Origin of the sequence: Streptomyces sp. NBC_01571, from assembly GCF_026339875.1 — a bacterium.
Taxonomy (GTDB): Bacteria; Actinomycetota; Actinomycetes; order Streptomycetales; family Streptomycetaceae; genus Streptomyces.
The window spans coordinates 1-11,781 of the sequence record NZ_JAPEPZ010000014.1 but is presented as its reverse complement, the minus strand read 5'-3'; the positions used below and the strand labels follow the sequence as shown (position 1 = coordinate 11,781).

The window sequence follows — 11,781 nt, the reverse complement described above, 5'->3', positions numbered from 1 at the left end:
GACGCGACGCGGTGCCGCTACGCGGCACTTCCCGCGCTCCGCGCGGAGCCGGAACTCCGTTCCGGCCGGCCCTATCGCTCCGCGATACGGCGGGTCCGGCTCCCGCCGGGACCCATCCGGTACCGGCCTGCTCCGCAGTCCAGTACCGGACCTGACGGACCCTCCGGGCCCGCCAGGAAAGACGCAGCAGCGAGGGGAGGGGGCGCAGGGGTGCACCGCCTGACGGATGGTCACTCCCGGTAAGGTTCGATCGGTTCCGGTCAACCCGCGTGCGTCACTTCTCAGGCTGGCTTGGTTCTGGGATGACGGCTAGGCACCTCTCACCCTCCAGTGTCTGGATTGAGGAAGTCGTCATTTTGGGTACTGGATGAATTCTGGAGTCAAGACTCACCATCATTCCATCCTCCAATAATTGGACTCACTGTGACTCAGGTGGAATTACGTCCGCATCAGGATGGGCCTATTTAAAACGTCGCTCACATTCTCAGTGTTCCCCCGGAAAAGTGTCCCTCCGTGCAGCTTGCGGACATATGTAATTACCGGCTCCGGTAAATCTTCAGCGCTTTATACCGATGGCATGTCGGAAACTGTAAACAGTCCGGCCATGAGGAAGGGCGGGAATATCCATATCGTCTACAGTGCGATGGGCGACGGTGTAGTGAGCTCGCCGTATTCCAGCTCTCGCCAGGGCTTCCTGGCAACGGGGGCACGGCTGCGCCATCAAGGGAAAACCCTCACGGTTGACGCGCGCAACGAATATCTCAGCACCTGGGGTCATCGTTCTCACTTTGCGCAGCACGACCTCTTCGGCATGAAACGTAGCGTGGCGTAGGTCGATCCTCGGGTTGTTGCGCCGCAGATTCGGCCCGGCGGCCAGTACTCGGTTGCCGACTGCCAATACCGCGCCCACCCGGTAGCGGCACGTCGAGCGCAATGCCTGCCGGATCGCCAAGTCCATCAACGTCACTGCCCGCCTCCCCTTCTGCACGTGATCACGCGACCCCATCATGGTTGACGCATGGTTGTGGCCGGGCAGCCAGGGGCGAGTAACGGGGTGTGAGCTGCGAACCGTGAACGCGTTCGCGGGGGGTGGCGGTCCTGCCAGTGGGGCGACTTCTACTGACGGGCGAGGCCGGCCGGGTCGATGTCCACCGGGAACGGCGCAGCGATGTGGGTGGTGGTGCCGGCGAGAGCGGTGAGGGTTTCGATGTACCGGCCGCCCTGCAGTTCGCTGACGATCAGGCGCGGGGCGGGGTCGAACTCCATGCGCCAGAAGGAGACGAGCTCGATGACGAGCTGCACCGCGTCCGCGTCCACGCTGACGGTGTCCTCGGCGGTCGCGCCGGCGTCGGTGACCACTAGGTCGGGGACGACCAGGCCGGACGGCAGGGTGACGTTGATGGCTTCGAAAACTTCCACAGGGGCGCCGGCCGCGCGGGCCGCGGCGTCGAGGATGACGTGCAGCCGGAAGGACGCCCGCTGGTGGCGGACTCCGGGAGCGGGCGACATCACCAGGGGCAGGGGCTTGAACTTGCGGTCCATCGTCTTGTTGCCCGGGCGACTCTCCCAGCAGCTCATAGCGGGTCGTACGGTCCTCGGGCAGCGCCAGGACATCGGCGATACTCCAGGGCCCGGTGTGATCCGTGGCAACGCTCACCTGCTCCACCTCCTTCAAATGCGTGCGGTACTTCCCCAGCATGGCTCGGCGCACCGTCGCCTATCCAGCTGTCTGAACACGTGGAACCGGCGTCTGTGGGCGGATGCGCTGGTGGCGGGGCGACCGAGGCATTCGGCGTGGCGCCAACAACCGTCTCACATCAGGCGGAAAGGTCTTCGCTGTACTCCTGGGTTTCTACCGCCTGCTCGCTGTGGACTTGTCCGAGGAGAACGGAGCACCGTGCCAGCAGCTGGTCGTAGGTCATGACCGTGATGCCATGCATTCTGCTGTTCAGGCCGTGCAGCGCTTTGATCTTGGGTTGGTCCCATGTGTGAGAACGGCCGATCACAACGACGGCTCGGGGGTGGTAGGCGATGATTTCTGTGTGGTCGGGCTGAATTCCATGTTCTGCCGCCCGATGAAAAGTATCAAGGTATCTATGGCATTGGCCGATCGCTTTGGAAGTCTGTGAGGCCCAGTACCAGTTTTTGTGCGTGTTGTCGTAGCTCAGGACTTCCATGTCGGGGCGCTTCAATTCGAAGATGTCGCGAAACCCGCTGGCCGTGGACTTCATGAGCAGATCCACTTGGTCGCCGATCCCGATGGTTCTCCAGCTGTCGCGTGCCACGTAGGCGTTGCCGAACGCCCAGGAGTGCTTGTCACACCATTTCTGGTAGACATCCTCACGCGTCACGCTGTCATCCAAGTTTTCGCGCAACTCAGTGATGGCCGCGCGTAGTTCCCCGATACGAACGACGGCAGAGAACGCGGATGCCAGCGATTCGGGGTTAACGTGCTGGGCCACTCTGCGCGCGAACCTGTGACTGTCGAGCGCCCCGCCCACCGCACGGACTGCGTCGTCCGAGGACTCAACGGTGTGCGCCAGCTCGTCGGCCCGCAGGACGAGGTACTGGCCGTCCTCCTCCTGCCCAGCCACCGCCAAGGCCTGCACTATGCACTGTTTGAGCTGTCGAAGGTCTGAGTCGTTCAGCGTTATTTCACACTTCTCCCCGGACCGCTTGTCCACCCGGATGAGCTTCATGGACAGCTCGTTCTCGGAGCTCCGGTGGAGGATGAAATACGGGACGGCCTCGATAGAGACCTGGCTCGTGTCCCTGATGGTGATGCGGTCTGCGTACGACAGGGCGCCCGACGCTGCAGGCCGTCGATCGAAGTAGATGGGGCCGTCCTGATCCATGGTCATATCGTGAGCCAAACCGTCACTCGCTGCTCAGGGTTTCGCAAAAGTGACACACGCACAGAACTACCCCTGGCGCCTACAGCACTCGTCCCTGACCAGGGCACCGGCGATGGCCGGGGCGCGAGGAAGGGCCAGCACGCGCGTGCTGGCCCTTCCTCGCGCCCGTCGGCCCCAAGTGTCCGCTGCCGACGCTCGTGGAGCCGTATCAGGCTGCGAAGCCGACGTTGGTGACGTATTCGTACTGGCCCCACTGTGAGCCGAGGTCGATGACCTGCTCCACCCACGCGTCGTCCAGCTCCTGCTCCGCGCCGGCCGCCCACGCGGTGACGATGCGGTCCCAGTTGCGGACGTTCATGTGCCGCATGCCGACCTCGCGCTGGCGCGGCTGTGTGACCTGGGACTGGTTGAGCGGGTGGATTTCCACCCGGGTCCCGCGGCCGTCCTGGTTGAGGCGGGCGAGGAGGTAGCGGGCGACGTTCTCGCGCCTCGTGGCGTGGTAGACCTGCTCGATCTTCTCCAGCGTCGCGCGGCGCGGCGTGACGCTTCCGTCGCGCCAGTCCCGCAGCTGCGCCTTGCTGGGGGTGAAGCCGAGGGCGGCCGCGGCGGCGCGGGCGTGGGCAGTGCGCGTCAGGTACGTGAGGCGGGCGTTCAGCCCGCGCCGGGCCGTGATCGGGGTGGCGATGTAGCCGGCGAGGCTGTCCAGCTGCCGGGCGACGGCCTCGTGGCCCTTGACGCCTTGGGCCCCGTATTTCCCGAACTCGATGTTGCGCTCAGGCATGGTCTCCGGTCCTCAAAGTCTGCGGATCACTGTACGGGCTTGTGGAGGCCGATGGGCCGCCCCGGCGGGGGAATTGACGCCGGGGCGGGTGATCGGCTTCAGGAGGGGCCGTCAGGGGCGTTCTCGGACGGCTGGGGATCACTGCCGACGGTGTAGGTGTCCTTGACCTTCACCTCGGTGACGCCGCGGCCCTCCGGGAAGACGGCCCGCCAGTCGCCGATGACGTGCAGTTCGTCGGTGCCCATCGCGCGGACCACCATCAGACCCTCGTCGTAGGCCTTGAACGCTTTCGTCCAGAGGTTGGCGAACGCTTGCGCCCGGATCAGGTGCATCCAGTCGGTGCGGTAGAGCGCGCGGTTGTAGTTCGACTCCCCCAGCGTGGACACGAACTTGGAGTACATCGCCTTCACGTACTCCAGCGTCACCGCGTCGTCGTCGGCGATCGCCCGGTCGCGGGCGTCCTTGAGCGCGATGCGGAACTTCTCCAGCAAGCCCTCCGTCGCCCCGGACGTCCACGACTCGTGGATCTCCGGCGGGTCGCACAGCCCGTACTTCGGCCCCGACACCCGCAGCAGCAGGCGCAGCGTCGGCTCGGTCACCCACAGCGGGCCGGGTTCGTCTCGCTGGCCGACCGGGTTGGGCAGGACCGCGCCGTGCTCCCAGACCGGCGGGGTGATCAGGTGCAGGCCGGAGCGCTTCCTGTCGTGGTGCTTGCCCTCGCTGTGTTCGAGCTGTCCGAGCGGCAGGTGGGTCTTGAGGGCGGACAGGTAGGCACCGTTGATGTCCAGCGCGGTCACCTCGTGCTGGCCGGCCGGGAGTTCGGCCCGTGTCCATTTGGGTCGGGCCTCCCAGACCTGGTCGGCGCCGCGTGCGGTCTGCTTGCGCAGGATGTCCGGCAGCCACGGGTGCGCGACGATGTCGTAGCGGCCGCCCTTGCGGGTGTGGTCGAGCAAGGCCATCGCGTCCGGGATCGCCCGTTTCACCAGAGCGGCCGTCGCTGCCTCCACGTCACCGCCGTGTTCTTCGAGCGCGGCGGCCACGGCGGATCCGACCGGGTCGGGGATGTCCGTGGTGGCCTGCACGCGGCGGCCTACCGGCGCAACCTTCACCCCGCGGCCGCCACCGCGTCCGCCCTGCCGTCCGCTGCGCGCGGGCTGCGCCGGCCGCTGCGGCGGCTCAGCCCGGCCCTCCCGGACCGGCTTCGAGTCCGCGGCCTGCCCGGGCGCGGCAAGGTCTGCCTCCGGCGCGGCCGCGGCGGGTGCGGGTGCGGTGGCTGCGCAGTCGGCGGGGTCGAGGTGCTGAGCGAATCCTTCGACCTGGTGGCGGGCCGGCTGCCCGCACAGCACGCACGCCTGTGGCACCGGCAGCTCGTCGACGTCGTCCAGGATGTCGGGCTGGCCGGCTCCTGACGGCTCCTGCGCTGGGGCGTCGTCGGGCGCGGCCGTGGTCGCTGCGGCGGCGTTCAGCTTGGCGGCGGCTCCCTCGAGGAAGTACGCGTACTTCTCCCGCAGCTCACCGCCCGGCTCCCGGCCGGCTTCCCATCCCCCGACCGTGGACGCGCTGACACCCAGCGCGGCCGCCAGCTGGGCACGCGAGAGGTGGAGGTCCTCGCGCAGCCGCCGGCGCTCCTCAGCGGGCGGCAACGGCGCCCGGTCGGGCGAGGCTGCGGCGAGCAGGGCGTCGATCGCGGTGCGGTCCGTCATCGTCTGTCCTTCCCGGCCGGTCACGTCTGGGCCATGTCGACGAAGCGGCTGTAGTGCATCTGTGCGGCTGCGGAGACGGTCGCCCGGGGGCCGAACCGGTTTTTCTCGATCACGAGGTCGACTTCGCCGGCGCGGGGGGATTCGGGTTCGTCCAGGTCGGGGCGCTCGATCTTGATCACCACGGAGGCGTCGTTCTTGATGGCCCTGGACTCGCGCATCATGCCGTCCTCGTTGAGCTGTGAGAGGGCGATGACGTGGCATTCAAGCTGCACGGACAGGTTTTTGAGTCCGCGTGAGACGGCGGCGACGGCCTGTTCCCGGGTGATGCTGCGGGCCGTTTCGATCTCCACGAGCTGGAGGTAGTCCACGACCAGGATGTCCAGGCCGTCGGAGCGGACGCAGGCGCGGGCCGCGGATTCGATGTCGCGCAGAGCGGCGCTGTCGGGCCGGTACACGCGCAGCGGCAGTGTCCTGAACAGCTCCCGTCCAAGGCGTTCGATCACCTTCCAGCCTTCGGGGCTCAGGCCGCCCTGCTGGGTGAGGTGGTGCAGGGCCAGCCTGCCTTCGGCGGCGGCGATCTTCTGCATCAGTTCGGTGCTGCTCATCTCCAGCGAGGAGAACATCACCTGGGCGCCGGTTTTGGCGGCCGCGACGGCGGCGTTGAGGGCCAGGGTCGACTTTCCGACGCCGGATGCGGCGGCGATCACGGTCACGTTCCCCGGGCGCATTCCGCAGGTCACCGCGTCCAGGTCGCTGATGCCGTAGGACAAGCCGATCTTCCGGCCTTCCTGGATCTCCTCCAGTTCGGCCACGAAGTCCAGGTACAGGTCATCGACAACGGGCGGCGCGGCGTTCAGGCCCGGCATGCCGGCCACGATCGCGGTGAACTCCCGCTCGACAAGGCTGCGGACGTCGTCCTCGCTGCCTTCCTCGCTGTAGGCGTACTGCAGGACCTTCTGAGCCGACTCGATCGCCGCACGCCGATAGGCCTTGGCCCGGACGATCTCCGCGTAGTGGGCGCCGTTCGCGACGGTGGGGACGGCCTCGACGCAGGCGTGCAGGTACCCGGCTCCGCCGGCCTTGGACAGTTCCCCGCGCTCGGTGAGCTGTGCGGCGACCGTGACGGGGTCCACCACGTCGCCTTTCTGGTGCAGATCGCAGATGGCGCGGTGGATCGTCGTGTGGGCGGGCCGGTAGTACTCCCCGGCGGTGATGCCCGTTTCCAGGGTCTCTGCGAAGTAGCGTCCCGCGGCGCCGGTGCTGGACATCAGGGTGCCAAGGACGGCCTGCTCGGCTTCGAGATTGTGCGGGGGCGTGCGCAGGACCTGGCGGTCCTGGACGACACCTCCGCGTTCGGGGGTGGCGTCGGGTGCGGAGCGGCTTTGTGCGGGAAGGTCCCGGGTGCTGGACACTGTGGATCTCCTGTTCGCGTGCATCGGGCAGGGGATACGGGTCGGACCGTTGCCTCGGTCCGGCCCGTCATGCGTCAGGCCGTGATGCAGGGAATGCAGCGATTCCCTGCCCGGTAGTTCGGGTGCTTGGGGCACATCCCGTCTGACGTCGCGCCCGGCGGCCGTGCGGTTTCCGCTTCGGCCGCTACCACTGCGTAGCGGGGCAGGTTCGGGATCCGGTCGCTGGCCAGCAGCCGGTACGGATTGCTGATGTTGCGCGGGTTCTTCGTGAGCTGCCGCATGAGCAGCGTCCGGTCAACCGCATGGATGGTCGGCCAGCCCTGTACAGCCATCGCCTCAAGCAGCTTCGGCGCCAGCCTGCCCGCGTTCAACCGGCCCTGAGTCCAGGGGTCCGGCAGCAGTTCCAGCACATCCGCAGCAACGCGCAGATCTTCCGTAGAGGAGTCAGCCCCCTCCCCCTCCTCCCGTGGTGAGGGCAACCCCGTGAGACCCGCGGGGTTCGTGAGGGGGTAGGGGGAGGAGGTAGTTACCTCCTCCGGGGGGTGTGGGGGGGATCCGGCATTGCCGGAAGTGGTTCTGACCTGCGGCGATGCCGGTGCGGCTTTACCGGATCCGGCATTGCCGGATCCGGCAATGCCGGAAGTGGTTCTGACCTGCGGCGATGACTCATTTGAGGCCATTTGGGTTACTCCACTTCCGGCAATGCCGGATCCGGCAATGCCGGAAGTGGAGTTGACCTGCGGAAACACCGGTGAGTCGGAGGATTCGGACCACTTCGGCGCATCCGGGTTCCAGGACGGCCAGTCATAGAACTCGTAGGTGATTCCGGTCATCTGTCCGCGTTCATTCCGCGGTTCGATCCGCCGGATGTAGCCCTTCTCCTGCAGCCGCGTGAACGAGTCGTAGACCGCGTCCCGGCCCACCAGCCGGGAACCGTTGCCCGACACCACACCGAGCTCCCTGAGGCGTTCCAGCACGGTCTGGGGGGTTACCCGCAGCGGTCCCGCGTCGGGGCCCTGGCGGGTCTGTTCGGCCAGCATGAACATCAGCTGGATGACGACCTTGGAGTCCAGCGGCACAGTCAGCGCGTAGGGGCCGAACTCCATGTGAGCGTGGACATGGACACCAGCCACCGGACCCCGGTAGGTGATGGCGCCCGTCTCGTTGACCTGCTCGACAGCTGCGGTCACAGCGCACCATCCGCTGCCGGCGCAACAAGACGCTCAGCGAGCAGGAAGTCCACGGCCTGGCGCACTTCCTCCACCATCAGCGGCGACTCGCCATCGCTGCTCAGCACGCCCAAGCCGGTGAGCGTGGACCAGATCGATTCCGCGGTGCGCGGCCCTCCCGCCCTCTCACGGTGGCGCCAGTGCAGGAGCACCATCATGCGCAGCGGGACCGGAGAGCACAGCAGAAACTCGGGGTACGTGATCCTGATGCCATCCGGCTCGTCAGGCTCATCCGCCCGGACAAAGACGGCATTCTCAAAGTCGTCCGGCAAAGCGGACCCGGACGAGTCGAGCGGGTTGTGCTGGCTGTGCAACTGGGTCATCTCCCCAGGTAGGGGAGCCGCGACCAGCGCGTGTGACCTAGCAGAACCCTGGAGTAGTGGCGTTGCGCAATCTGTTGCGCATACTCTGGGTATAGGTGACCACGCGGGCCCACGGGCCCACGGGCATCACCCGGCAGACGAGGTCACCTCGCTGCTCACGACTCAAGAGCTTTGTCAGGGCTGAGTCGAACGCTGGGAAGCGGTCTTTCCGTTGTGGCGACGGAGGGGCCGCTTCGGCGTTTCACAGAGGTTTTGGGCGGTGTCAGTCCCGGTGGCTGCCCTCCAGCTTCGAGGCGAGTCCGGCAAGGAGCCGAGCGTACGTCTGCCGATGAGGCTGTCGAGGTTCCGCCCGACCGGTCTCCCATCGGGCAACCTGGACTCGATGCACACCGAGGGCTTCGGCCACTTCGGCCTGCGTCAGATTTCCGGCTAGCCGCAGTCGAGCCCTCTCTGCAGGAGCTGGAAGAGCAACGGCCCGGTTCAGCAAGGACTCAACAGGCGCGGGAAGGTCCTGTGTGGTAGACATACGCCTCCCTTCAGTGGCTAGCATCCTGAACGCTACACGAAAGCGATCGGCTGTAGGTGACAGCGCAGCATTTGACTCCGTGTCAGACGATGCAACAGATCACGCTGTGCGATCTTTCGGGGCGTAGCGGACGAGGACGACGTCGTCGATCGCCCGGATCTCCAGCACCTTCATCCGAGCGGTCGATCCGCCCGGGTATTCGGCGGCGCCAAGGAAGCGCGCCGCTTCCGGCTGACCCACCAGTAGAGGGGCGATGGCCAGGTGCACTTCGTCGGCGAGGTCCTGCGCCATGAGCTGGGTGTGGATTGTGCCGCCGCCCTCCACCATCAGCTGCTTGATGCCGCGACGTCCGAGCTCATCGAGGGCCAGCCCCCAGTCCAGGTCCGGCCCGACGCTGACGACGTCGGCAAGGTCTCCGAGCGTGGCGCGAGCCTTTTCTACTGCGTCGTCCACGGTGATGACCAACTTGTCGCCGCCGTGGTGCCAGAAGTTGAGGTCGGCCGACAGGTCGCCGGTGCGCGTCACCGTGACCTTGAGCGGGTAGGCCGGCTTGCCATCAGCGACGCGCTGAGCGCGGCGTTCTTCACTGTTGACCAGGAGGCGCGGGTTGTCCTTCCTCATGGTCGTCGCGCCGATCAGGATGGCGTCGGACTCTGCGCGGACCTGGTCAACGCGATCGAAGTCGGGGGCATTGGACAGACGTAGCCGCTCGGGACTGGCGTCGTCCAGGTAGCCGTCGACGGACATGGCAGCGGAGAGGATGACATATGGACGCGTGTTCATAGGTGGTGTGATCCGATCTGCTCAGAATTCGTGGGCGAGTAGGCCGTCGAAGTGCGCGCGAAACTCAGCGACTTCGGGCTGGCGTTGCCAAGGCACCAGCGCTTTGTCGAGACGTGTGAGCTCACGAACGATCCGGCCGGAGCCCGTGTCGTTGGCTACGGTCAGAGCCTGGATACCGACCGCGGCGGCTTCCTCGGGGGCGCCAGCCCCGGCGTGAGCAACAGCGGCCCGAGCCATGTAGACACCTCGGTCGCGGTGGTAGCCGTCCGGTAGTGCCTTGATAGCGCTGGTGAAGACCTCTGCGGCCTGTGAGTGTTTGCCCAGGACCTCCAGGCTCTGCGCTCGGTGCACCTCGACGTACTGCTCGTTCAGCCAGACGCCCCACGGGGTTGCGTCGCCGGAGACGCGATCGAGGGCGTTGCGGACGTCATCGATGGCACGCTCACTGTCGGCCGACTCGCCGCGCAACGCGTGACCATACGATTCGTACGTTCGAGCGACGGCGGCCAATCGGCTGCGGGGACGTGCCATGCGCTGGGCAGCTTCGGCGAGGTCGACCACGTCGACCAGGTCGCGCATCTCACCAGCGAGCTGCGCCTTGCGGGCCATCACGTACGAGGTCAGGTCGATGTCCCCGACGGTGTGGCTCCACTGGAACGCTCGATCGAGCCAGAACTGTGCGCTGTCGAAGTCACCCAAATCCTGGTATAGCCAGGAGGCGAATTCCGCGTACTGAGTCTGGAGCTCCATGAGGGCGTGGCGGTCTATGCCCTTTGCGTCTTGGCGCAGACGCTTGATGTCCTCAATGTGCTGGCGTGCGGCAGCGATGGCACGGCTAGGCCCTAGGAGATTGTCGTTGTCGATCAGCAGACGGCGCGCGCGCTGGAAGTGTTCCACCGGCGTGCCGCTGTAGGCGGCAGCCGACCGTGCAGGCCGCGTCAGGCTCGGAAGGGAACTGGCGGCTGCTGGTGTCGCCCCGCCCAGTGCAGCAGCCGCACCGAGCCCCATCCCGCCGCGCAGCATCGCGCGTCGATCCAGCGCCACGAAAACCACCGATCCATCCCGTAGACGAGCGGGGACAAAGATCCCCTCATCGTCCGACGTTGCCTGTTGGGATGCGGCCATGGCCAGGTCCACCGATGATTCGGACACATGGAGTCCGGAAACGGACACATGGCTCTGCGGGGAATCATCCGAGTCGATGCGCTCCCATAAATCGATCAGCAGGCCGTGAGCGTTGAGGACACGGTCTAACTGCTCCACCTCGGAGCGATACTTGGGTGCGCGCTTCGCGTTCTCCCATTTCCACAGCTTGGAGTATGAGCAGAAGGTGGCTTCCGCAAGGCCACGCAAGCTGAGGCCACGCCGCTCGCGCAGGTCCCGAGCCGTGTACCCGAAGCGATCCAGCGGCGATGCCTCCGGGGTCAGAACGTTCGGCTTCTGCCCCACGCTGATCCCCCTCCATGTCTCCTATGGGTGTGTCCAGTTGCTGGACACATGTCATACCTAGAACTAACTCCATGGTCGGGCCTACAACTTTGCTAATGAAGTTGAACCTGCCAAGGAGGGATGAGCATGCACAACGAGACGCGAGGAAGGATGTCAGCCGCTTCGTCCCTTCTCGATTCGTTCGAGTCGGGCGGCGAGGTCGGCGACCTGTTCCTCAAGTGCCCTGAGTGCGAGCGCAGTGGAGTCCTCACTGGTCTCAACGGCCGTGTCCGTGACGAAGGAACCGCGCCCCTGGTGCGAGTAGATGAGCCCACCCACGCGCAGCTCGGCCAGAGCCCGCTGGACGGTGCCGGCCGCGACGCCATACTCCTCTGCCAGCTCCCGTGTGCTCGGCAGCTTTGTTCCGGCAGTCCAGCGACCGGAGCGAATCTTGTCGCGGACATCCTGAACGATTCGCTGGTAGGGCTGCACAGCCTCGTTGCTCATGAGCGACATCGTAGGTCGACCCCTTCGTCTTAGCTAGCTTCCATAGCTTCCTCAACCAGGCGCTTGACAGAACCCGTACTGTATCAGCTAAGTTAGCCATGTCGATTAGGTGGGCTGGTCTTCGGATCTGACTCCCCCACGCGGAACCGCCCCTGTGGGCGGCGCCGGATGAGGGAGCCGGACACGGTCCCCCAGTACCACCGCAAAACAGCAGGTGTCGCCTCTTCGGAGGCG

At 66.2% G+C, this 11,781-nt stretch carries 12 protein-coding genes; all 12 read right to left on the bottom strand.

The features are described 5' to 3' along the window. Positions 1 to 556: 556 nt before the first annotated feature. Positions 557 to 958, bottom strand: a complete 402-nt coding sequence (locus OHB41_RS51965; RefSeq protein ID WP_266709826.1) for a hypothetical protein — start codon at positions 956 to 958, stop codon at positions 557 to 559. A 158-nt stretch (positions 959 to 1,116) separates the two neighbouring features. After that, the gene (locus OHB41_RS51960) at positions 1,117 to 1,578 is read right to left on the bottom strand and encodes a PDDEXK family nuclease (RefSeq protein ID WP_266709824.1); all 462 of its coding nucleotides are present in this window, start codon (positions 1,576 to 1,578) and stop codon (positions 1,117 to 1,119) included. Positions 1,579 to 1,817: 239 nt separating this feature from the next. Continuing rightward, complete coding sequence (locus tag OHB41_RS51955) at positions 1,818 to 2,855, bottom strand: Shedu anti-phage system protein SduA domain-containing protein (RefSeq protein ID WP_266709822.1); 1,038 nt, start codon at positions 2,853 to 2,855, stop codon at positions 1,818 to 1,820. A 208-nt stretch (positions 2,856 to 3,063) separates the two neighbouring features. Further along, a complete protein-coding gene (locus OHB41_RS51950; protein WP_266709820.1) occupies positions 3,064 to 3,636 on the bottom strand; it encodes a transcriptional regulator in 573 nt (190 codons plus the stop codon). Positions 3,637 to 3,734: 98 nt separating this feature from the next. After that, positions 3,735 to 5,339: a helix-turn-helix domain-containing protein gene (locus OHB41_RS51945; protein WP_266709818.1), complete on the bottom strand. Its 1,605-nt coding sequence runs from the start codon at positions 5,337 to 5,339 to the stop codon at positions 3,735 to 3,737. Between the two features lie 20 nt (positions 5,340 to 5,359). Beyond that, entirely contained in the window at positions 5,360 to 6,751 is a 1,392-nt protein-coding gene (locus tag OHB41_RS51940; protein WP_266709816.1) for a replicative DNA helicase, read from the bottom strand. Between the two features lie 74 nt (positions 6,752 to 6,825). After that, entirely contained in the window at positions 6,826 to 7,941 is a 1,116-nt protein-coding gene (locus tag OHB41_RS51935) for a hypothetical protein (RefSeq protein ID WP_266709814.1), read from the bottom strand. Then, positions 7,938 to 8,303 carry a hypothetical protein gene (locus tag OHB41_RS51930; RefSeq protein ID WP_266709812.1) on the bottom strand — a complete coding sequence of 122 codons (366 nt, stop codon included), beginning with the start codon at positions 8,301 to 8,303 and terminating at the stop codon, positions 7,938 to 7,940. The genes OHB41_RS51935 and OHB41_RS51930 overlap by 4 nt, the downstream gene beginning before the upstream one ends. Before the next feature lie 262 nt (positions 8,304 to 8,565). Then, the gene (locus tag OHB41_RS52495; protein WP_353962930.1) at positions 8,566 to 8,829 is read right to left on the bottom strand and encodes a helix-turn-helix transcriptional regulator; all 264 of its coding nucleotides are present in this window, start codon (positions 8,827 to 8,829) and stop codon (positions 8,566 to 8,568) included. Positions 8,830 to 8,928: 99 nt separating this feature from the next. Beyond that, positions 8,929 to 9,612 carry a RibD family protein gene (locus OHB41_RS51925; protein ID WP_266709810.1) on the bottom strand — a complete coding sequence of 228 codons (684 nt, stop codon included), beginning with the start codon at positions 9,610 to 9,612 and terminating at the stop codon, positions 8,929 to 8,931. A 21-nt stretch (positions 9,613 to 9,633) separates the two neighbouring features. Continuing rightward, the gene (locus OHB41_RS51920) at positions 9,634 to 11,061 is read right to left on the bottom strand and encodes a helix-turn-helix domain-containing protein (protein ID WP_266709808.1); all 1,428 of its coding nucleotides are present in this window, start codon (positions 11,059 to 11,061) and stop codon (positions 9,634 to 9,636) included. A 153-nt stretch (positions 11,062 to 11,214) separates the two neighbouring features. Further along, on the bottom strand, positions 11,215 to 11,547 hold the full coding sequence (locus OHB41_RS51915) for a GntR family transcriptional regulator (protein ID WP_266709806.1): 333 nt from the start codon (positions 11,545 to 11,547) through the stop codon (positions 11,215 to 11,217). Positions 11,548 to 11,781: the final 234 nt, after the last annotated feature.

Bases quoted from the DNA above. Each gene is read 5' to 3' on its own strand.
- OHB41_RS51965 (WP_266709826.1), bottom strand. From the start codon at position 958: ATGGACTTGGCGATCCGGCAGGCATTGCGCTCGACGTGCCGCTACCGG.
- OHB41_RS51960 (WP_266709824.1), bottom strand. From the start codon at position 1,578: ATGAGCTGCTGGGAGAGTCGCCCGGGCAACAAGACGATGGACCGCAAG.
- OHB41_RS51955 (WP_266709822.1), bottom strand. From the start codon at position 2,855: ATGGATCAGGACGGCCCCATCTACTTCGATCGACGGCCTGCAGCGTCG.
- OHB41_RS51950 (WP_266709820.1), bottom strand. From the start codon at position 3,636: ATGCCTGAGCGCAACATCGAGTTCGGGAAATACGGGGCCCAAGGCGTC.
- OHB41_RS51945 (WP_266709818.1), bottom strand. From the start codon at position 5,339: ATGACGGACCGCACCGCGATCGACGCCCTGCTCGCCGCAGCCTCGCCC.
- OHB41_RS51930 (WP_266709812.1), bottom strand. From the start codon at position 8,303: ATGACCCAGTTGCACAGCCAGCACAACCCGCTCGACTCGTCCGGGTCC.
- OHB41_RS52495 (WP_353962930.1), bottom strand. From the start codon at position 8,829: ATGTCTACCACACAGGACCTTCCCGCGCCTGTTGAGTCCTTGCTGAAC.
- OHB41_RS51925 (WP_266709810.1), bottom strand. From the start codon at position 9,612: ATGAACACGCGTCCATATGTCATCCTCTCCGCTGCCATGTCCGTCGAC.
- OHB41_RS51915 (WP_266709806.1), bottom strand. From the start codon at position 11,547: ATGAGCAACGAGGCTGTGCAGCCCTACCAGCGAATCGTTCAGGATGTC.